Origin of the sequence: Klebsiella sp. 28, assembly GCF_018223905.1 — a bacterium.
GTDB lineage: Bacteria > Pseudomonadota > Gammaproteobacteria > Enterobacterales > Enterobacteriaceae > Klebsiella > Klebsiella pneumoniae.
In genome coordinates this window covers 1-19,633 of record NZ_JAGRQY010000204.1, presented here as the reverse complement: position 1 = coordinate 19,633, position 19,633 = coordinate 1, and the positions used below count along the sequence as shown (strand labels likewise).

The 19,633-nt window shown below is 55.6% G+C and carries 16 protein-coding genes and 6 tRNA genes; 10 read left to right on the top strand and 12 right to left on the bottom strand.

Features of this window, described 5'->3' with window-relative positions; translation table 11 throughout:
• Nucleotides 1-286: 286 nt before the first annotated feature.
• Nucleotides 287-1,258 (bottom strand): cysteine synthase A, encoded by a 972-nt coding sequence (gene cysK / locus KHQ28_RS26065; RefSeq protein WP_002913498.1) that lies wholly within the window; start codon nt 1,256-1,258, stop codon nt 287-289.
• Nucleotides 1,259-1,434: 176 nt separating this feature from the next.
• Nucleotides 1,435-2,196 carry a sulfate transporter CysZ gene (cysZ, locus tag KHQ28_RS26060; protein ID WP_004174922.1) on the bottom strand — a complete coding sequence of 254 codons (762 nt, stop codon included), beginning with the start codon at nt 2,194-2,196 and terminating at the stop codon, nt 1,435-1,437.
• Nucleotides 2,197-2,426: 230 nt separating this feature from the next.
• On the opposite strand from cysZ, the gene zipA reads away from it, so the two are divergent.
• The 3 genes from zipA to KHQ28_RS26045 all read left to right on the top strand — a co-directional run bounded on the left by zipA (nt 2,427) and on the right by KHQ28_RS26045 (nt 5,793).
• The gene (zipA, locus tag KHQ28_RS26055) at nt 2,427-3,488 is read left to right on the top strand and encodes a cell division protein ZipA (RefSeq protein WP_004180822.1); all 1,062 of its coding nucleotides are present in this window, start codon (nt 2,427-2,429) and stop codon (nt 3,486-3,488) included.
• A 69-nt stretch (nt 3,489-3,557) separates the two neighbouring features.
• Nucleotides 3,558-5,573 carry an NAD-dependent DNA ligase LigA gene (gene ligA / locus KHQ28_RS26050; RefSeq protein WP_004180820.1) on the top strand — a complete coding sequence of 672 codons (2,016 nt, stop codon included), beginning with the start codon at nt 3,558-3,560 and terminating at the stop codon, nt 5,571-5,573.
• A gap of 1 nt (nt 5,574) precedes the next feature.
• Nucleotides 5,575-5,793 (top strand): DUF3820 family protein, encoded by a 219-nt coding sequence (locus KHQ28_RS26045; RefSeq protein ID WP_002913440.1) that lies wholly within the window; start codon nt 5,575-5,577, stop codon nt 5,791-5,793.
• Here KHQ28_RS26045 and KHQ28_RS26040 read toward each other — a convergent pair.
• Nucleotides 5,790-6,788, bottom strand: a complete 999-nt coding sequence (locus KHQ28_RS26040) for a bile acid:sodium symporter family protein (RefSeq protein ID WP_032418578.1) — start codon at nt 6,786-6,788, stop codon at nt 5,790-5,792. The two genes, KHQ28_RS26045 and KHQ28_RS26040, sit on opposite strands and share 4 nt — an antisense overlap.
• A gap of 88 nt (nt 6,789-6,876) precedes the next feature.
• Between KHQ28_RS26040 and KHQ28_RS26035 the strand changes: the two genes are divergently transcribed.
• Complete coding sequence (locus tag KHQ28_RS26035) at nt 6,877-7,803, top strand: LysR family transcriptional regulator (protein WP_009486215.1); 927 nt, start codon at nt 6,877-6,879, stop codon at nt 7,801-7,803.
• A gap of 84 nt (nt 7,804-7,887) precedes the next feature.
• Here the strand turns inward: KHQ28_RS26035 and KHQ28_RS26030 are convergent.
• From KHQ28_RS26030 to KHQ28_RS26015, 4 genes are all read right to left on the bottom strand, one after another.
• Nucleotides 7,888-7,963: transfer RNA gene (locus KHQ28_RS26030), tRNA-Lys, on the bottom strand.
• A 4-nt stretch (nt 7,964-7,967) separates the two neighbouring features.
• A tRNA-Val gene (locus KHQ28_RS26025) sits at nt 7,968-8,043 on the bottom strand.
• A gap of 46 nt (nt 8,044-8,089) precedes the next feature.
• Nucleotides 8,090-8,165, bottom strand: a tRNA-Val gene (locus KHQ28_RS26020).
• A gap of 45 nt (nt 8,166-8,210) precedes the next feature.
• Nucleotides 8,211-8,286 (bottom strand) — tRNA-Val (locus tag KHQ28_RS26015).
• Nucleotides 8,287-8,545: 259 nt separating this feature from the next.
• Between KHQ28_RS26015 and gltX the strand changes: the two genes are divergently transcribed.
• Nucleotides 8,546-9,964, top strand: coding sequence for a glutamate--tRNA ligase (gene gltX / locus KHQ28_RS26010; RefSeq protein ID WP_004145598.1), 1,419 nt, complete (start codon nt 8,546-8,548; stop codon nt 9,962-9,964).
• 51 nt (nt 9,965-10,015) lie between these two features.
• Here the strand turns inward: gltX and KHQ28_RS26005 are convergent, their stop codons facing one another.
• Nucleotides 10,016-10,408, bottom strand: coding sequence for a YfeC-like transcriptional regulator (locus KHQ28_RS26005; RefSeq protein WP_002913435.1), 393 nt, complete (start codon nt 10,406-10,408; stop codon nt 10,016-10,018).
• Nucleotides 10,409-10,411: 3 nt separating this feature from the next.
• A complete protein-coding gene (locus KHQ28_RS26000; protein WP_002913434.1) occupies nt 10,412-10,765 on the bottom strand; it encodes a YfeC-like transcriptional regulator in 354 nt (117 codons plus the stop codon).
• A 219-nt stretch (nt 10,766-10,984) separates the two neighbouring features.
• Here KHQ28_RS26000 and KHQ28_RS25995 point away from each other — a divergent pair.
• The 3 genes from KHQ28_RS25995 to KHQ28_RS25985 all read left to right on the top strand — a co-directional run bounded on the left by KHQ28_RS25995 (nt 10,985) and on the right by KHQ28_RS25985 (nt 13,558).
• A tRNA-Ala gene (locus tag KHQ28_RS25995) sits at nt 10,985-11,060 on the top strand.
• A 41-nt stretch (nt 11,061-11,101) separates the two neighbouring features.
• A tRNA-Ala gene (locus KHQ28_RS25990) sits at nt 11,102-11,177 on the top strand.
• A gap of 209 nt (nt 11,178-11,386) precedes the next feature.
• On the top strand, nt 11,387-13,558 hold the full coding sequence (locus KHQ28_RS25985) for an EAL domain-containing protein (RefSeq protein WP_032418579.1): 2,172 nt from the start codon (nt 11,387-11,389) through the stop codon (nt 13,556-13,558).
• Between the two features lie 48 nt (nt 13,559-13,606).
• Here KHQ28_RS25985 and nupC read toward each other — a convergent pair whose 3' ends face one another.
• Nucleotides 13,607-14,809, bottom strand: a complete 1,203-nt coding sequence (gene nupC, locus KHQ28_RS25980; RefSeq protein WP_002913423.1) for a nucleoside permease NupC — start codon at nt 14,807-14,809, stop codon at nt 13,607-13,609.
• 346 nt (nt 14,810-15,155) lie between these two features.
• Here nupC and KHQ28_RS25975 point away from each other — a divergent pair, with 346 nt between their 5' ends.
• Nucleotides 15,156-16,397 carry an Nramp family divalent metal transporter gene (locus tag KHQ28_RS25975; protein ID WP_002913421.1) on the top strand — a complete coding sequence of 414 codons (1,242 nt, stop codon included), beginning with the start codon at nt 15,156-15,158 and terminating at the stop codon, nt 16,395-16,397.
• A gap of 57 nt (nt 16,398-16,454) precedes the next feature.
• On the opposite strand, the gene KHQ28_RS25970 is transcribed toward KHQ28_RS25975, so the two are convergent.
• Entirely contained in the window at nt 16,455-16,814 is a 360-nt protein-coding gene (locus KHQ28_RS25970) for a DUF2502 domain-containing protein (RefSeq protein WP_002913419.1), read from the bottom strand.
• Between the two features lie 130 nt (nt 16,815-16,944).
• On the bottom strand, nt 16,945-17,937 hold the full coding sequence (gene mgrA / locus KHQ28_RS25965; protein ID WP_004174934.1) for an L-glyceraldehyde 3-phosphate reductase: 993 nt from the start codon (nt 17,935-17,937) through the stop codon (nt 16,945-16,947).
• A gap of 180 nt (nt 17,938-18,117) precedes the next feature.
• On the opposite strand from mgrA, the gene KHQ28_RS25960 reads away from it, so the two are divergent.
• Nucleotides 18,118-19,633 (top strand): alpha-keto acid decarboxylase family protein (locus KHQ28_RS25960; protein WP_211777732.1); only part of this gene is annotated, 1,516 nt, incomplete at its 3' end.

Sequence of the window (19,633 nt, the reverse complement as noted above, 5' to 3'; positions counted from 1 at the left end):
TCCGGCCTTGGCGTCGGCAGCGCCTGGCGCTGCGAAGACCTGCGGGCCATTGACGTCTAGCACGTCATTAAACATTATGCCGCGAAAGGAAGACTTGAACCAAATCATAAAATCGATTCAGCTGGCGGAAATCCTCTTCTGAATAATTTCGCGCATCAAAATAAATGTGCTGGTTAAATACCAGACCCTACGAGGTGAATCAATGCCAGGAGGGGTAAAACTTTGACGTGTGCCACAAAAAAGCACCCGAAAAGGTGCTTTTTTACACATTATTTACAAGCTGGCACTACTGTTGCAGCTCTTTCTCAGTGAAGAGATCGGCGAACAGCGCGGTGCTTAAATAACGCTCACCTGAGGAAGGCAGGATAACCACAATATTCTTATTGGTAAAGGCCTCATCTTCCTGCAGCTTCAGCGCGGCGGCAACGGCGGCCCCGGAAGAGATACCCGCCAGGATGCCTTCTTCTTCCATCAGGCGGCGCGCCGTGGAGATAGCTTCCTCGTTGGTAATGCCGATCACTTTGTCGACCAGCTTCAGATCCAGGTTGCCAGGAATGAAGCCGGCGCCGATACCCTGAATTTTGTGCGGACCCGGCTTGAGCTCTTCCCCCGCCAGCGCCTGGGCGATCACCGGGGAATCGGTCGGTTCAACGGCGACGGTGATCAGATCTTTTTTACCTTTGGTGTTTTTGATATAGCGGCTGACGCCGGTCAGCGTTCCGCCGGTACCTACGCCGGAGATAAATACATCCACCTGACCATCGGTATCTTCCCAGATTTCCGGGCCGGTAGTCTTCTCGTGGATTTCCGGGTTAGCCGGGTTGCTGAACTGCTGCAGCAGCAGGAATTGTTCCGGGTTGCTGGCGACAATCTCTTCCGCTTTCTGGATAGCGCCTTTCATGCCTTTGGCGCCTTCGGTCAGCACCAGGTTGGCGCCCAGGGCTTTCAGCAGCTTACGACGCTCGATGCTCATGGTTTCCGGCATGGTTAGCGTCAGTTTGTAGCCGCGGGCCGCCGCCACGTAGGCGAGGGCGATACCGGTGTTGCCGCTGGTCGGCTCGACCAGTTCCACGCCAGGTTTCAGAACGCCGCGCTTTTCAGCATCCCAGATCATATTGGCGCCGATACGGCATTTTACGCTAAAGCTCGGGTTACGAGATTCTACCTTTGCCAGGATACGGCCATTACCGATGCGGTTCAGTCGTACCAGCGGCGTATGACCGATAGTCAGGGAGTTGTCTTCAAAAATCTTACTCATGGCCCGTCCTTAACTGTATGAAATTTGGGGGTACGGCATCAGCATACCCGCTTAAAGAATATGCGGAAGTAAGGATTTAGCATATCTATATGCGGAAGGGAAATAATGATAAGCAAGAAGGAATAAGCGCGATATAAGGGAGCGGCCTTTGCCGCCCCCAAGTGAAGGTGTTACCGCTATTTCCAGCTGGCGTGTCTATCGCGATAGCAATCGACCCACATGGCGGTGGCGCCGCAGATAGCCACCGGAAGGATCACCAGGTTTAACACCGGGATCATTGTGAACAGGCTGGTGAGCGCCCCAAACTGCATATTCATCACTTTGCGACTGCGCAGCGCTTCGCGCATGGTTTTGAAGGGAACCTTGTGATTATCAAAGGGATAATCACAGTATTGAATCGCCAGCATCCATGCGCTGAACAGGAACCAGAGTACCGGGGCTACCGTCTGACCAACGCCGGGAATAAAGTAGAGCAGCAACAGCACGATGGCGCGCGGCAGATACCAGGCCAGCTTCTGCCACTCACGCTTCATAATCCGCGGAATATCTTTCATGATGCCAAAGACGCCGACGTCCGGCGGGGTAGCGCCGGTCAGGCGCGCTTCCAGCTGTTCCGCCAGCAGGCCGCTGAACGGCGCGGCTATCCAGTTGGCGATCGTCGAAAAGAAGTAGCCAAACACCAGCAGGATTGAGAGCACTACCACCGGCCACAGCAGGTAGTTTAGCCACTGCAGCCAGTCCGGCACATGGCTCATCAGCGAGGGGATCCAGCTGCCGAGACGGGTAAACAGCCACCAGAAGGCAGCGCCCATCAGCAGTACGTTAACCAGTAAAGGCAGGAAGACATAACGCCGTATGCCCGGCAGCCCGATGAGTTTCCAGCCCTGCGAAAAATAATAAACGCCGCTGCGCGGGGTCGGTGCGGATGATGAAACCATAGCCAGGCATTGCTCCTTTTTTAACATCCGGTGTGAATGCTCGCTTATTTTATCGGGTCGTCAGACAATAACCAGTTAGGAAATGTTCGAAAAAACAGCAAAAAGCACGATTTAGTTCATCTTTATGTGGTGAAAGCGGCCGACGCACTTGCACTTGAGGTAATCGGCAAATACTCTTAGTGAGTAAATGTTTGCCGTGGTGGCAAGGTGTTAGAACAACAGAGAATATAATGATGCAGGATTTGCGTCTGATATTAATCATTGTTGGCGCGATCGCCATAATCGCTTTACTGGTACATGGTTTCTGGACCAGCCGTAAAGAACGTTCTTCGATGTTTCGCGATCGCCCACTGAAACGTATGAAGTCGCGCGACGATGAGTCGGAAAACGACGACTTTGATGATAATGTTGAAGGCGTAGGAGAAGTCCGCGTTCATCCGGTGACTCACGCCCCGCACGGCGCGCATGGGGAGCATGAAGCCCCTCGTCAGGCGCCGCAGCACCAGTACCAGCCGCCTTACGAGCGCCAGATGCAGCAGCCTGCGCGTCCTGAAGAACCGGTTCGCCAGCCGCCGCAGCCGCCGCGCCAGGCCCCGGTTCCACCGCAGCAACAGCCTGCGCCGCATGCGGCTCCGCAGACTGGCTGGCAACAGCCGCAACCTGCGCAGCCGCCCGTACAACCGCAACACCAGCCGCAGCCTGTTGTGCAGCAGCCTGTCGCGCCGCAACCGGTGACGCCGACCGTCGCTCAGCCGCAGCCAGCCGCCCCTCAGCAGCCTGCGCCACAGCCTGTTGCCGCGTCGCAGCCCGCCGTCGCGGAACCGCAGCCGGTAGAGCCGCAGCAGCCCGCCGCGCCGCAGCCGAAAGAGCGCAAAGAGACGGTCATTGTGATGAACGTCGCCGCGCATCATGGCGCCCAGCTTAACGGTGAAGTGCTGATCAACAGTATCCAGCAGGCCGGCTTTAAGTTTGGTGAAATGAATATTTTCCACCGCCACCTAAGTCCGGACGGCAGCGGTCCGGTGTTGTTCAGTCTGGCCAACATGGTGAAACCGGGAACCTTCAATCCGGACAGCATGGCGGATATGATGACCCCTGGGGTGACTATCTTTATGCAGGTCCCTTCCTACGGCGATGAACTGCAGAACTTCAAGCTGATGCTGCAGTCTGCGCAGTATATCGCTGACGAAGTGGGCGGCGTGGTGCTTGACGATCAGCGTCGCATGATGACGCCGCAAAAACTGCGTGAATACCAGGATCGTATTCGCGAAGTGAAAGACGCGAACGCCTGACGTTCCGCGTTAACTCAATCCTTTCTCAACCCCCGCCTGTCGGGGGTTTTTTATCATTGATGGTGTGATATGGAACCAATCGAACAACAACTGACTGAACTGCGAACCACGCTTCGCCATCATGAATATCTGTACCACGTTATGGACGCGCCGGAAGTGCCGGATGCGGAATATGACCGCCTGATGCGCAAGCTGCGCGAGCTGGAGAGCCAGCACCCGGAGCTGATTACCCCGGATTCGCCAACTCAGAGGGTGGGGGCGGCGCCACTCACCGCCTTTAGCCAGATCCGCCATGAAGTGCCGATGCTGTCGCTGGATAACGTGTTTGACGAAGAGAGCTTTCTCGCCTTCAACAAGCGGGTACAGGATCGCCTGAAAAGCACAGATCATCTTACCTACTGCTGCGAGCTTAAGCTCGACGGCCTCGCGGTGAGCATTCTCTATGAAAACGGCGTGTTGGTGCAGGCGGCAACCCGCGGCGACGGCACCACCGGCGAAGATATTACCTCTAACGTGCGAACTATTCGCGCCATCCCCCTCAAGCTGCATGGCGAGAATATTCCTGCACGCCTTGAGGTACGTGGGGAAGTGTTCCTCCCGCAGGCCGGGTTTGAAAAAATCAATGAGGAAGCTCGCCGCACCGGCGGGAAAGTGTTTGCTAACCCGCGTAATGCGGCAGCGGGTTCGCTGCGCCAGCTCGATCCGCGCATCACTGCGAAGCGACCGCTTACTTTCTTCTGCTACGGCGTGGGCGTGCTGGAGGGCGGCGAGCTGCCGGCCAGCCACTCGGCTCGGTTGCTGCAGTTCAAAGCATGGGGGCTGCCGGTGAGCGATCGCGTCACCCTGTGCCACACCCCCGAGGAAGTGCTTACTTACTATCGTAAAGTCGAGGAAGAGCGTCCCCACCTGGGCTTTGACATTGATGGCGTGGTGATCAAAGTCGATTCGCTGGCGCTGCAGGAACAGCTGGGTTTCGTCGCCCGCGCGCCGCGCTGGGCCGTGGCCTTTAAGTTCCCGGCACAGGAGCAGATGACCTTCGTCCGGGACGTGGAGTTCCAGGTGGGCCGCACCGGGGCGATTACGCCGGTGGCGCGTCTGGAGCCGGTCCATGTTGCCGGCGTGTTGGTGAGCAATGCCACCCTGCATAATGCCGATGAAATTGAACGCTTAGGCTTGAAAATCGGCGACAAGGTGGTGATTCGCCGGGCAGGCGATGTGATCCCGCAGGTGGTTAACGTGGTGCTTTCCGAGCGTCCGGCGGATGCCCGGGATGTCGTCTTCCCGACCCACTGTCCTGTATGTCAGTCAGACGTTGAACGGGTGGAAGGCGAGGCGGTAGCCCGCTGTACGGGCGGCCTGATCTGCGGCGCGCAGCGCAAAGAGTCGCTCAAGCACTTCGTCTCCCGTCGCGCGCTCGACGTTGACGGCATGGGCGACAAGATCATCGACCAGCTGGTGGAGAAAGAGTACGTCCATACCCCGGCGGATCTGTTCCGGCTGACGGCGGGGAAACTGACCGGGCTGGATCGAATGGGGCCGAAGTCCGCGCAAAACGTAGTCAATGCCCTCGAGAAAGCCAAAGAGACGACCTTCGCACGCTTCCTCTACGCCTTAGGTATTCGCGAGGTAGGAGAAGCGACGGCGGCGGGCCTGGCGGCGCATTTCGGCACTCTCGAAGCCCTGGAGCAGGCTTCAATTGAGGAGCTACAGAAAGTCCCTGATGTCGGCATCGTCGTCGCTACCCATACCTTCAACTTCTTTGCCGAAGAGAGCAACCGCGATGTCATTGCGCAACTGCTGGCGGAGGGGGTTCGCTGGCCTGCGCCAGTGGTGGTGAAGGCGGAAGAGATTGATAGCCCGTTTGCAGGCAAAACCGTGGTCCTTACCGGCAGCCTCAGCCAGCTGTCGCGCGATGACGCCAAAGCGCGTCTGGTGGCGCTGGGGGCGAAGGTGGCAGGCAGCGTGTCGAAGAAAACCGACCTGGTGATTGCCGGCGAAGCGGCGGGGTCTAAGCTGGCGAAAGCGCAGGAGCTGGGCATCGAGGTGATTGATGAAGCCGAAATGATGCGTCTGCTGGGAGAATAACGTGGATAAAGCGCAGCTGGTCGAGATAGCCAATACCGAAATGCCGTTCGGTAAATACAAGGGACGTCGCTTAATCGATGTCCCGGAAGAGTATTTATTGTGGTTCGCGCGTAAGGATCAATTCCCTGCCGGGCATCTTGGCGAGCTGATGGCGTTGACCCTGCTGATTAAAACTGAGGGGCTGAGCGATCTGGTCCAGCCCCTGAAGAAAGCGCGTTAGGCTTTGGCCGCGTTGGCCTTTTCCTCAGCGAGACGCGCATCGGTTTGCTGCTTGTAGCGCCGCGCCAGCACCGCGCAGACCATCAGCTGGATTTGGTGGAAGATCATCAACGGCAGCACCATGATGCCGAGGATGGAGGTCGGGAAGAGAATATTGGCCATCGGAATGCCGTTGGCCAGGCTCTTTTTCGAACCGCAGAAGACGATGGTAATCTCATCGGCTTTGTTAAAGCCGCAGCGGCGGGCGACCAAGACGTTGACCGCGATGACGATGGCCAGCAGCACCAGGCTGACCACCACGATAAACAGCAGCGATCCCAGACCGACTTTATGCCAGATGCCATTCACCACCGCCTCGCTAAAGGCGGAGTAAACCACCAGCAGAATCGAGGTCTGGTCGGTCTTACCAATCCACTTCTTATGCTTCGCCACCCAGTCGCCAATCCACGGCCGCGATAAGTGACCGAGCACGAAAGGCAGCAGCAGCTGCAGCATAATTTTACCGACCTGCTCCAGACTGCCGCCTGCGCCGTGAAGGTTCATCAGGACCCCCACCAGTAGCGGGGAAACAAAGATCCCCAGCAGGCTGGAGGCCGAGGCTGAGCAAACCGCAGCCGCGACGTTGCCCCCGGCCAGCGAAGTAAAGGCGATAGCGGATTGCACGGTGGCCGGCAGAATGCACAGATAGATAAAGCCGCTGTAGAGCATCGGATCGACATTCACCGGCGCCCACCAGGCAAACAGAACCCCGAGTAGCGGGAAGAGAATAAAGGTGCTGCACATCACCCAGAGATGCAAACGCCAGTGGCTGCCGCCGGCGATAATCGCCTCCCGGGAGAGTTTAGCGCCATGCATAAAGAACAGCAGCGCGATGGCGGCGGTGGTCAGATGTTCAAAGAAAGGGACGAAAGCGCCACGGGCCGGGAAGAATGAGGCCAGCAGGACAACGGTGATTAGCGTGGCCGTAAACGGATCGAGAATACGGAAAAGTTTCATAAACGCTCCTGAAAAGAGATGCGCTATTGTGCTTTTTTTCATTTGAGAAATAAAATTGATTTATTGCATCTATTCATGAATAAAAAAGATGAATTACTCTCTGCGTCAGTTAAAAGTATTTGTCACCGTCGCCCGGGCCAGAAGCTTCAGCCGGGCAGGGGAGATGATTGGCTTAAGTCAGTCGGCCGTCAGCCATAGCGTCAAGGAGCTGGAGCATCAGACCGGCGTCCGTCTGCTCGACCGTACTACTCGCGAAGTGGTGCTCACCGAGGCGGGCCAGCAGCTGGCGGGCAGGCTGGAACGTTTGCTCGATGAGTTGACGATTACCCTGCGCGACGCCGGGCGGGTTGGCCAGCAGCTGAGCGGCACCGTCAAGGTCGCCGCCAGTCAGACGATTTCCGCTCACCTTATTCCGCAGTGTATTGCTCACAGCAATCGTCGTTATCCCGATATCGATTTTGTGCTGCACGATCGGCCCCAGCAGTGGGTGCTGGAGAGTATCCGCCAGGGGGAAGTGGATTTTGGCATCGTGATTGATCCGGGGCCGGCGGCAGACCTTCAGTGTGAAGTGGTTCTGGCGGAACCATTTTTGCTGCTCTGCCGGGAGGATCATCCTTTTGCCAGCCTGACAGAAGTGCCGTGGCTGGCGCTGCAGGATGAAAGGCTAATCCTGCAGGATTATGCGTCCGGCAGCCGCCCGCTGATCGATGCGGCCCTCAGCAGGCTGGCTATCCGGGCGAACATCGTCCAGGAGATTGGCCACCCGGCAACGCTGTTTCCGATGGTAGAATCGGGAATTGGCATCAGCGTTCTGCCGGCGCTGGCGCTACCGTTACCGCAGGGGAGCCATCTGACGGTGAAACGGCTGACTCCGGTGATGGAGCGGCAGCTGATGCTGGCATGCAGGAAAAATCGCTCGCTGTCGACCGCCGCTCAGGCGTTATGGGAAATTGTGCGTGAAGAAGGGGAGAATTTAACCGCCGCCAGGGTTGAAGATCCGCTATATCAGCGCTGACAGGGGAGATTGCTGCGGAGGGACTCGTGGCAGGGCCATGTTCCGCGCATAGCAAAAAGGCGCCTTTAGGGCGCCTTTTTACATTGGTGGGTCGTGCAGGATTCGAACCTGCGACCAATTGATTAAAAGTCAACTGCTCTACCAACTGAGCTAACGACCCGAAGTGGTGGGTGATGACGGGATCGAACCGCCGACCCCCTCCTTGTAAGGGAGGTGCTCTCCCAGCTGAGCTAATCACCCACTTCGGTACTTCACATTTTGACAGAAAATCCAGCTGGCGAGAAAGTGGTGGGTGATGACGGGATCGAACCGCCGACCCCCTCCTTGTAAGGGAGGTGCTCTCCCAGCTGAGCTAATCACCCACTTCTCAATTTTCTGTTCTACACGGCGGAGACTACGTTAAGTAGTGGTGGGTGATGACGGGATCGAACCGCCGACCCCCTCCTTGTAAGGGAGGTGCTCTCCCAGCTGAGCTAATCACCCCCGCTGTGTGGAGTCGCATTATAGGGAGAGTTGAAAATGAGTCAACGCCTTTTCTAAAGAATTCGTTCGTTCGTCGTAAAATTAAACAAAGCGATCGCGAAACCGGCGCCATAGCATGATTTATAAACAAAAATGGCAAACCGTGACGTTCCGATGGGAACAACATTGAGGAATCAGCCCACGGTGTTAGAATATTGACCCATAATTTCCACCGGACATTGCCGGCTATCGGCATCTTTATTAAACGTAAGGCCAATTCATGAAAATCAAAACTCGCTTCGCGCCAAGCCCAACCGGCTATCTGCACGTTGGCGGTGCGCGTACTGCTCTCTATTCCTGGCTTTTTGCCCGTAACCACGGCGGTGAGTTTGTGCTGCGTATTGAAGACACCGATCTCGAACGCTCCACCCCGGAAGCAATTGAAGCCATCATGGATGGCATGAACTGGCTGAATCTGCAATGGGACGAAGGCCCCTATTTCCAGACCAAACGTTTCGATCGTTATAACAACGTAATCGATGAGATGCTGGAAGCCGGTACCGCTTACAAATGCTATTGCTCGAAAGAACGTCTGGAAGCGCTGCGCGAAGAGCAGATGGCGAAGGGTGAGAAGCCGCGTTACGATGGCCGCTGCCGCCATAGCCACGAGCACCATGCTGACGATGAGCCGTGCGTCGTGCGTTTCGCCAACCCGCAGGAAGGTTCGGTTATTTTTGACGATCAGATCCGCGGACCTATCGAGTTCAGCAACCAGGAACTGGACGATCTGATCATTCGCCGTACCGATGGTTCCCCGACCTATAACTTCTGCGTGGTGGTAGATGACTGGGATATGGCGATCACTCACGTGATCCGCGGCGAAGATCATATCAACAACACGCCGCGCCAGATCAACATCCTCAAAGCGCTGAATGCGCCGGTGCCGGTTTATGCGCACGTGTCGATGATCAACGGCGATGACGGTAAAAAACTTTCCAAGCGCCACGGCGCAGTGAGCGTGATGCAGTATCGCGACGACGGCTACCTGCCGGAAGCGCTACTCAACTATCTGGTGCGCCTGGGCTGGTCTCATGGCGATCAGGAGATTTTCACTCGCGAAGAGATGATTGAGTTCTTCTCACTGGGCGCGGTGAGCAAATCCGCCAGTGCCTTTAACACCGATAAACTGCTGTGGTTAAACCATCACTATATCAATACCCTGCCGGCGGAATATGTGGCAACGCATCTGCAGTGGCATATCGAGCAGGAAAATATCGACACTCGCAACGGCCCGCAGCTGGCTGAGCTGGTGAAACTGCTGGGCGAGCGTTGCAAGACGCTGAAAGAGATGGCCCAGAGCTGCCGCTACTTCTATGAAGAGTTCGCTGAATTCGATGCCGACGCCGCGAAAAAACATCTGCGTCCAGTGGCGCGTCAGCCGCTGGAAGTGGTTCGCGATAAGCTGGCGGCGATTAGCGACTGGACGGCGGAAAACGTCCATCACGCGATTCAGGCAACTGCTGATGAGCTGGAGGTGGGGATGGGTAAAGTCGGTATGCCGCTGCGCGTGGCGGTTACCGGGGCAGGGCAATCTCCTGCGCTAGACGTTACTGTCCATGCTATCGGTAAATCCCGTAGCGTAGATCGTATCAATAAAGCGCTGGCTTTTATCGCTGAACGCGAAGGCCAGGCGTCCTGACGGCGACGCAGCTGAAACAACGGCAGGTTACCCTGCCGTTTTTTTTGCCTGTTATTCCGGACTGGCGATGCCGAGGCGGGCAAGAAAACCGCTAATCCCTTCCCGGGCCAGCAGATCGCGGAGCTGCAGCTGTTCTGCCGGAGTCATCAGCTGTAGGGTTTCCGTGATTTGCCGCCAGATCGCGTCTGCCTCATTGACCAGGTATGCACCTGGCGATTCCGCGAGATGATTGTCGGTAAGCAGATGGCGTCTGGCAGGGATGTTGGTCAGAAACTCGCGTACCGGTTGGTCGATAACCACCAGTCGCGCTCGCCCCCCTTTAACGCCGGGTATTGCTTCGGTGCGCCATTGTTTCTCGCGAACCCAGCGATTGATCGTTTGTCTGGCCAGCCCCAGGCAGTCGGCAAGCTCTGCGGGCGTCATTTTATCTTTCAGTTTCATCATGGTTTACCGATCGCGGATCCCTAACCGAAGCAGTAACCCGGTGATCCCCTCGCGCAGCAACAAAGACATAAGCTGCTTCTGCTCGCTGGGGGTGAGTTCTTTACTGAGGGTCAGCAGCAGCGATTCCAGATCGCTATCATGGGGAGAATAGATGCCGGGCGTCTCCGCCACGCGCTGGGCGCTGCGGATAAACTCCCTGACTTGCTCATTGACATGGACCAGGCGCGCTTTGCCGCCCTGGACGCCAGGTCGCGGAGAGGTTTGCCAGCCTTCTTTCCGCACCCACTTATTGATAGTTTGCCGACTGTAGCCGGTTAGATGGGCAATTTCTTCAGGTGTCATTCGTTCCTTGAGCATACTATTTCCTGAGTAAATGTATGGGAATTAGCTGCCCATGTTATAGCATCCTTTTACGTGAAAAGGTGACCTGTTTAACTTCTGACTGCGATAAGGCTCGCAATGTCAGCAAGTTGCCTGCTTTTTCAGCGATTGAATCGGGAAGGATAATTTTGCCGTTGACACCTGAGCGAGGAATTCATATTATGCCGCCCGTCAACACGACACGCTTTACGTTACGGGGCTATAGCTCAGCTGGGAGAGCGCTTGCATGGCATGCAAGAGGTCAGCGGTTCGATCCCGCTTAGCTCCACCAAATTCTGCACCCAGCGGATTTGGTTCGTAAAGAAGTCCTGTGGGGCTATAGCTCAGCTGGGAGAGCGCTTGCATGGCATGCAAGAGGTCAGCGGTTCGATCCCGCTTAGCTCCACCAAAATTCAGAACCCTCGCTTCGGCGGGGGTTTTTGTTTTTAGCGGGTTTCATGTAAAGCACTTTCTGGTTACGTCAGTTAATCTCCAGCAATTAAAATCGAAAGTAATTTCAGACTTTTTCCTGATAATTCGCCTTGCCTGCCCTAAATAAGCAACATAACATTTCCCCCATTAAACGTGATGAGGTTTCTGGAGTTTTAATTAACAATAATGCTTGATAAAATTAACATTAATATCAAAAAAACTCTATTGGCCTTTATCATTTGTTTAGTCGCTATTCCGCTGGCTCGTTTTATTTCACCGCAAACGATAATTGACGGCAACCTTATTTATATTGCCTGGCTGCCAATCAGCGTGATGTTTTCTGTTATTTTTATCTTTGGCCGCTATGCAATTGCGCCATTAATTCTCGCGTTTGCCATCACCAATAGTTTTCTCATTAAATTAACGCTGCCGCAGGCGTTTATCTTACTTTTTTGTCAACTGTTCGCCGTGTTTGTCTCCTGCGCTATTCTGCGACTGTTGGTGGGGAAGCGCTGGCGCTGCGGTCCAACGGCAAAACATATGGGGGCGCGGATCTTCTGGGGCGGCTTCTTCGCGCCGGTGCTCCTGAAAATCACCATGTATCTCGCCGGACAATATTTTGCGTTTCCATTAGCTATTACCAGTTACTTTGGTAGTATGCCGTTGATTTATACTGTAATAGATATCCAAAGTTTAATCAGTGCGGCATTAATTTTTACGACGTTTCTTTATTATCCAATGCGGATGATTATCAGTCCGCGCTACGCCCGACGTTTCTGGCAGCAGGAATGTTTACCGTGGCTGGCACCGCAATATCGCTCCTTTACCCTATATTGGTTTATCGCGTTGGCGGTGATATTAACGCTATTGTGTGCGCCGTATCAGTCTGAATTTATTGCCGGTTATTTAGTTCCGGTTATTTTTATTGTCTACTTTATCGGTATCAGTCGAATAGGCCATGCGCTATTGCGTATTTCATGGTCTGTCTCGGCCTTTTTGCTGGTGGTATATAACAAAAACTTTCTCCAGGGGGTGCAAAGCGAGTATTCACTCTCCTTTGTGCTGTCGGTTCTGATCTCCTCTACTATCTGTTTGTTTTATATGGCCGACATCTATGCCCGCAGCGACCGCAACAAACGCCGCTGGCGTAGCCAGGCGGAAGAGGATCCGCTGACCGGCTTGCCTAACCTGCGCGCGCTGGAGAGCCATTTACAGAGCTGTCCTCAGCAGGCTATCTGCAGCCTGCGTATTGATAATCTCGACTTTCTCAGTCGGCATTATGGTCTGATGATGGGGGTGGACTGTAAACGGCAGATTATTCGGGCGCTGCAACCGCTGCTGGGAGCGGCGGATAAAGTCTTCCAGGTACCGGGCAGCGAACTGATCCTCGTGCTTGATGGACCGGAGCCGTCGTCCCGCTTGAACCATATGGTCGCGGTCCTCAACCACAAAAAGTTCAGCTGGCACAATCAGCCGCTGGATTTGGAGTTTGGCGCGGCCTGGGGCCGCGATGACGGCCAGGGTGAGGGACTTTACCAGATGCTGGGCCAGCTAAGCTGGCTTTCCGAACAGGCGGGCAGTGAACGTCGGGTGCTGGCGCTGGACGAGGAGCAGGATCTGGTGGTGGATCAAACTACCGAGCAGGTGCGCCTCCTAATGCGCGTCAAGCAAGTGTTCAAAGATCGCGCGCTGATGCTCTATGCGCAACCGATTCAGAATCCGGAGGGGGAGGGTTATCATGAGATCCTCACGCGCATGCGCTGTGGCGATAGCGTCATTATGCCCGACCGATTCATTCCGCTGATTGTGCAGTTTAACCTCAGCCAACGTTTTGACATGCTGGTGCTGGAGACCTTGTTCAGTATGCTCCATAAGCATCCCGGCCAGCGATTCTCGGTCAACCTGCTGCCTGCAACTCTGATGCAAAAGAACAGCGCAGAGCAGATTATCGCGCTGTTTCAACGCTATAGCGTCTCGCCAGAACTTATAACTATTGAGGTGACCGAAGAGCAGGCCTTCTCTAATGCGGACACCAGTCGGCAAAATCTTGAAGCGTTGCGCGCGTTTGGCTGCGCCATCGCTATTGATGACTTTGGCACCGGCTATGCGAACTATGAACGTCTGAAACATCTACAGGCCGATATCATTAAGATTGACGGCTGCTTCGTCCGCGACATCCTCACGGACCCGCTGGACGCCATCATGGTGAAATCGATTGTCGAGATGGCGCGGGCGAAACAGATGAGCGTGGTGGCGGAATATGTCGAAAGCGAACCGCAAAAAGCGCGCTTGCTGGAGCTGGGCGTGAATTATCTGCAGGGTTATCTGATCGGTAAACCACAGCCGCTGGGTGAATGACGGGCAAAAAAAAGCCGGGCATTGCCCGGCTCAGATGACTGACGTCTGTTACAGAACCAGCGCCGCAATCGAGGCGGACAACACGCTAACCAGCGTGGAGCCGTACACCAGCTTCAGACCGAAGCGAGAAACTACGTTGCCCTGTTCTTCGTTCAGACCTTTGATCGCCCCGGCAATAATACCGATAGATGAGAAGTTGGCGAAGGAGACCAGGAAGATAGAGATAATGCCTTCCGCGCGCGGGGAGAGCGTCGAGGCAATTTTCTGCAGATCCATCATGGCGACGAATTCATTGGAGACCAGTTTGGTAGCCATAATACTGCCCACCTGCAGCGCTTCGCTTGCCGGCACACCCATCACCCAGGCGACCGGGTAGAAGATATAGCCGAGGATACCCTGGAAGGAAATGCTATAGCCGAACCAACCGGTCACGGTGGCGAACAGGGCATTCAGCGCCGAGATCAGCGCGATGAAGCCGATCAACATCGCCGCCACGATAATCGCGACTTTAAAACCTGCCAGAATATACTCGCCCAGCATCTCGAAGAAGCTCTGACCTTCGTGCAGATTCGACATCTGCAGATTTTCTTCGCTCTCTTCCACGCGGTAAGGGTTAATTAATGACAGAACGATAAAGGTGCTGAACATGTTGAGCACCAGCGCCGCAACGACATACTTTGGCTGCAGCATGGTCATGTAAGCGCCTACGATGGACATGGACACGGTGGACATCGCCGTCGCCGCCATGGTGTACATGCGGTTGCGCGACATTTTGCCGAGAATATCTTTATACGCGATAAAGTTTTCCGACTGGCCGAGGATCAACGAGCTCACGGCGTTGAAGGACTCCAGCTTGCCCATGCCGTTAACTTTCGACAGGACGGTACCGATCGCGCGAATGACAATCGGCAGGATACGAATATGCTGCAAAATGCCGATCAAAGCCGAAATGAAGACGATAGGGCACAAAACTTTGAGGAAGAAGAAGGCCAGGCCTTTATCGTTCATGCCGCCGAACACGAAGTTTGTCCCTTCGTTGGCAAACCCGAGGAGTTTTTCAAACATCTCGGAAAATCCTTTCACAAAACCCAGACCAATATCGGAGTTGAGGAAGAACCAGGCCAGCAGGACTTCAATGACAAGCAGTTGAACAACATAACGAATACGGATCTTTTGGCGGTCATGGCTGACCAACAGGGCCAGTATAGCCACCACAACGATCGCGAGGACAAAATGCAAGACGCGGTCCATAGTTGCTCCAAATATGAGGCAGGTTAAATTTCCGTGCACATTCTATGCAACGGCTTTAAAGAAAACGAGATCAATTGCACACTATTGCAAGGAACTGTGACCAATGGCAAAAATAGTGATCCAACATCCACTTTTGTTATGTTACGTAAAGGTTTTAAAAGTTGCATTCTTGTACTACTCTTAATAGCGGGCTGGATCTCGTTTTCTGACGCCCGTATTTCATTTCCGGCCAGCTATTGTTCCCTTCTATCACAGCAATCATTATCTCCATTCTAAATGAACTTGATAATCATTCGCATTTTGATAGCATAAAACATAGCAAAGGCTATATTTCCAGAGGCAGAAGATGACTAGCAGTCGCGTTGAGAATAGCAGTAGTCGCGCCGCGCGCAAGGTGAAGCTCGCCTTAATGGGCCCGGCTTTCGTCGCTGCCATTGGCTATATCGATCCGGGTAATTTCGCCACTAACATTCAGGCCGGCGCCAGCTTTGGCTACCAGCTGCTGTGGGTCGTGGTGTGGGCTAACCTGATGGCGATGCTGATCCAGGTGCTTTCTGCCAAACTGGGCATTGCCACCGGCAAAAACCTGGCCGAGCAGATCCGCGACCATTACCCGCGTCCTGTTGTCTGGTTTTACTGGGTACAGGCGGAAATTATCGCTATGGCCACCGATCTGGCTGAATTTATCGGCGCCGCGATTGGCTTTAAGCTGGTGCTCGGCGTGTCGCTTCTGCAGGGGGCGGTGCTGACCGGGGTGGCCACTTTTCTGATCCTGATGCTGCAGCGGCGCGGACAAAAACCACTGGAGAAGGTGATCGGTGGATTGTTGCTGTTTGTCGCCGTGGCCTATGTCGTGGAGTTGATCTTTTCCCAGCCCGCGCTGGCTCCTCTGACGAAAGGGCTGGTGATCCCCACGCTGCCCAACGGGGAGGCGGTATTCTTAGCCGCCGGGGTACTGGGGGCGACCATTATGCCGCACGTTATCTACTTACATTCCTCGCTTACCCAGCATCTGCATGGCGGAACGCGAAAAGAACGCTATAACGCGACCCGCTGGGATGTGGCGATCGCCATGACCATTGCCGGGTTCGTCAATCTGGCGATGATGGCGACCGCTGCGGCGGCATTCCACTTTAATGGCCATACCGGCGTCGCCGATCTCGATCAGGCCTACATGACGCTGGAGCCGCTGCTGAGCCACGCGGCGGCGACCATCTTTGGCCTCAGCCTGATTGCCGCCGGTTTATCGTCGACCGTGGTGGGCACTTTGGCAGGTCAGGTCGTTATGCAGGGGTTTATCCGCTTTCATATTCCGTTGTGGTTTCGCCGGGCGATCACCATGCTGCCGTCGTTTGTCGTCATTCTGCTGGGGCTGGATCCTACGCGCATCCTGGTAATGAGTCAGGTGTTGCTCAGCTTTGGCATTGCGCTTGCCCTGGTGCCGCTGCTGATATTTACCAGCAATGCGAAGCTGATGGGGGACCTGGTGAATACCCGTTGGGTGAGAGGCATCGGCTGGGCGATAGTCGCTATTGTGGTGAGCCTGAACGGCTGGTTAATAGTGGGGTCGCTGCTCGGGGTGGATTAATTGATTCCTGATGCTGAATAAAGTAAAGGGGAGCCGATGGGCTCCCCTTTTCGTTTGTTAGTGATGGCCATGTCCATGACCGTGACCGCGCCCACCCGGGCCGCGTCCCCAGCCGCCGCGGTGGTCATCGCGGTCGTTCCAGCCAGCACGATAGCCGCGCTCCCAGGCTTTATCTCTGCCTTTGTACCAGCCTTTGTGCCAGCCGTTGTCATGACGATGCCAACGGTTATCACGCCATTCATAGTGACGACGCCAGTAATCACGGTCGCGCCAGCTGCCACCGTCCCAGTAGTTACCGTAATTGTCACGATCGCCTATTTGTAATTTTACCGACGGCAGCAGGGTGATTTCACCAGCGTTAGCGACCAGTGGCCCTGCGGCCAGCAGTACTGCTGCCAGAATCAGTGACCTGAACATACTCTTCTCCTTCACGATCGGGGCCGTAAGCGGCCTGTTAACCTGATATTACGGGTCGGTAAAGACCCGCCGCATCGGACGAACTCCGAAAGCGCAGGAAAGAGCACTTTTTGCTAAAGTAACATTTGCTTTACAGCGCAAGGATGGCGTCGATGGCCGCGCACTCCTCGGTGGTGAAATGGCGATTCTGCAGCATGCCGACGGCATCATCCAGTTGCGCGGTTTTGCTGGCGCCGATCAGCACTGAGGTGACTTTCTCTTCGCGCAACACCCAGGCCAGCGCCATTTGCGACAGCTTCTGCCCACGCGCTTCCGCCTGCCTGTTAAGCTGACGAATTTTTTCTAATCGGGCTGGAGTCAGTTGCTCCGGCTGCAGAAAACGACTGCTGCTGGCGGCGCGCGAGTCGGCCGGAATGCCGTTGAGATAGCGGTCGGTAAGTTGCCCGCCGGCCAGCGGTGAAAACGCTATGCTTCCAATCCCTTCCGTCTGCAGAAAATCCAGTAGTCCTTCTTCCACGCCGCGTTCGAACATCGAGTAGCGAGGCTGGTGGATGATGCAGGGGGTGCCGAGGTCGTTAAGGATCTTCACCGCCTCCCGCGCCTGGGCCAGAGGATAGTTGGAGATCCCGACATATAGCGCTTTACCCTGACGAACCAGATGATCGAGCGCACGCATCGTTTCCATCAGCGGCGTCTGTGGATCAGGCCGGTGATGGTAAAAAATATCGACGTATTCCAGCCCCATGCGTTTAAGGCTCTGGTTAAGACTGGCTACCAGATATTTTCGCGATCCCCAGTCGCCGTAAGGGCCGTCCCACATCGTGTAACCTGCTTTAGTGGAGATGATTAACTCATCGCGATAAGGCAGGAGCGACTCTTTCAGAATGCGGCCAAAGTTGCTTTCCGCCGAGCCCGGCGGCGGCCCATAGTTGTTGGCCAAATCGAAATGGGTTATACCGAGGTCAAAAGCGTGCAGGAGCATCTGCCGGCTGGTTTCCACTCGCGTTTCATCGCCAAAGTTATGCCACAGGCCAAGGGAAATGGCCGGTAGTTGCAGACCGCTGCGGCCGCAGCGACGGTACTCCATCGTTTGATATCGCGTGGTGCTTGCCTGGTAAACCATTCTTCCTCCGCCGACAAAACAGGGTGTGTATACGTTTACACTAAACAATGTTCTGCGTGGAGTACACTGCTTTTTCTGCGTAATTATTGCTTTACACTGCCATTATCACCTCCCATCTGGACAGGCGGATCGCTTATTCAATACTCAAATTACACCTGCACCAAAATGAGGATAATGGATATGCAACCGACCTACACTATTGGGGATTATCTGCTGGATCGCCTTGTCGACTGCGGTATTGACCGCTTGTTCGGCGTGCCGGGAGATTACAACTTACAGTTTCTCGATCGCGTCATCGCGCACAGCGCCTTGGGGTGGGTCGGCTGCGCCAACGAGCTGAATGCGGCATATGCCGCTGACGGCTATGCGCGCATCAAAGGGGCCGGTGCGCTGCTGACCACTTACGGCGTCGGCGAATTGAGCGCGCTGAACGGCATTGCGGGTAGCTATGCGGAACATATTCCGGTATTGCATATTGTCGGTGCGCCCTCTACCGGCGCCCAGCAGCGCGGCGAACTGCTGCACCATACCCTCGGCGATGGCGATTTTCGCCATTTCGCCCGCATGAGCGAGCAGATCACCTGTAGCCAGGCGCTGCTGACCGCCGGCAACGCCTGCCATGAAATCGACCGTGTGCTGCGCGATATGTTGACGCATCATCGCCCCGGCTATTTGATGCTGCCAGCCGATGTCGCCAGAGCGGCAGCGATTGCCCCAGCCCAGCGCTTGCTGGTGGAGCCCGCTCCGGCGGATGAAAACCAGCTTGCCGGGTTCTGCGAACATGCCAGCCGCCTGCTGCGGGGCAGCCGACGCATTTCCCTGCTGGCGGACTTCCTGGCGCAACGTTATGGCCTGCAGAAGACGCTCCGGGAATGGGTGGCGAAAACGCCTGTCGCCCATGCGACGATGCTCATGGGCAAGGGATTGTTTGATGAGCAGCAGAGCGGGTTTGTCGGCACCTACAGCGGGATTGCCAGCGCGCCGCAGACCCGGGAGGCGATTGAAAACGCCGACACCATCATCTGCATTGGCACGCGCTTCACCGACACCATCACCGCAGGATTTACCCAACATCTGGCGCGGGAAAAGACTATTGAGATCCAGCCCTTCGCCGTCAGGGTGGGCGATCACTGGTTCAGCGGGGTGCCGATGGATAAGGCTTTGGCCGCGCTGATGACGCTTTCCGCCCCGCTGGCGGCGGAGTGGGCTACGCCTCAGGTCGTGGCGCCGGAGGCTGAGGAGGGCGCTGAAGGCGAGTTGACCCAGAAAAATTTCTGGGCGACGGTGCAGGGCGCCCTGCGTCCGGGGGATATTATTCTCGCCGATCAGGGGACGGCCGCCTTTGGCATTGCGGCGCTGAAGCTGCCCTCTGAAGCATCGCTGATCGTCCAGCCGCTGTGGGGCTCGATTGGTTTTACTCTCCCGGCCGCCTATGGCGCACAAACCGCGGCGGCGGAGCGGCGGGTGGTGCTAATTGTCGGCGATGGCGCGGCCCAACTGACCATTCAGGAGATGGGCTCCATGCTGCGTGATAAGCAAAAGCCGCTTATTCTGCTGCTGAATAACGAAGGGTATACCGTGGAACGGGCGATTCATGGTCCAGAGCAGCGCTACAATGACATCGCTCTGTGGGACTGGCAGCGCGAAGCAACGTCAGGGGCGAAGGCTTCCGGCAGCCGCTGCCAGTCCCACAGAG

Bases quoted from the DNA above. Each gene is read 5' to 3' on its own strand.
- KHQ28_RS26040 (WP_032418578.1), bottom strand. From the start codon at position 6,788: ATGAAACTTTTCCGTATTCTCGATCCGTTTACGGCCACGCTAATCACC.
- zipA (WP_004180822.1), top strand. From the start codon at position 2,427: ATGATGCAGGATTTGCGTCTGATATTAATCATTGTTGGCGCGATCGCC.
- KHQ28_RS26000 (WP_002913434.1), bottom strand. From the start codon at position 10,765: ATGCTCAAGGAACGAATGACACCTGAAGAAATTGCCCATCTAACCGGC.
- KHQ28_RS25985 (WP_032418579.1), top strand. From the start codon at position 11,387: ATGCTTGATAAAATTAACATTAATATCAAAAAAACTCTATTGGCCTTT.
- KHQ28_RS25970 (WP_002913419.1), bottom strand. From the start codon at position 16,814: ATGTTCAGGTCACTGATTCTGGCAGCAGTACTGCTGGCCGCAGGGCCA.
- ligA (WP_004180820.1), top strand. From the start codon at position 3,558: ATGGAACCAATCGAACAACAACTGACTGAACTGCGAACCACGCTTCGC.
- mgrA (WP_004174934.1), bottom strand. From the start codon at position 17,937: ATGGTTTACCAGGCAAGCACCACGCGATATCAAACGATGGAGTACCGT.
- KHQ28_RS26035 (WP_009486215.1), top strand. From the start codon at position 6,877: ATGAATTACTCTCTGCGTCAGTTAAAAGTATTTGTCACCGTCGCCCGG.
- gltX (WP_004145598.1), top strand. From the start codon at position 8,546: ATGAAAATCAAAACTCGCTTCGCGCCAAGCCCAACCGGCTATCTGCAC.
- cysK (WP_002913498.1), bottom strand. From the start codon at position 1,258: ATGAGTAAGATTTTTGAAGACAACTCCCTGACTATCGGTCATACGCCG.
- cysZ (WP_004174922.1), bottom strand. From the start codon at position 2,196: ATGGTTTCATCATCCGCACCGACCCCGCGCAGCGGCGTTTATTATTTT.
- KHQ28_RS26005 (WP_002913435.1), bottom strand. From the start codon at position 10,408: ATGATGAAACTGAAAGATAAAATGACGCCCGCAGAGCTTGCCGACTGC.
- nupC (WP_002913423.1), bottom strand. From the start codon at position 14,809: ATGGACCGCGTCTTGCATTTTGTCCTCGCGATCGTTGTGGTGGCTATA.
- KHQ28_RS25975 (WP_002913421.1), top strand. From the start codon at position 15,156: ATGACTAGCAGTCGCGTTGAGAATAGCAGTAGTCGCGCCGCGCGCAAG.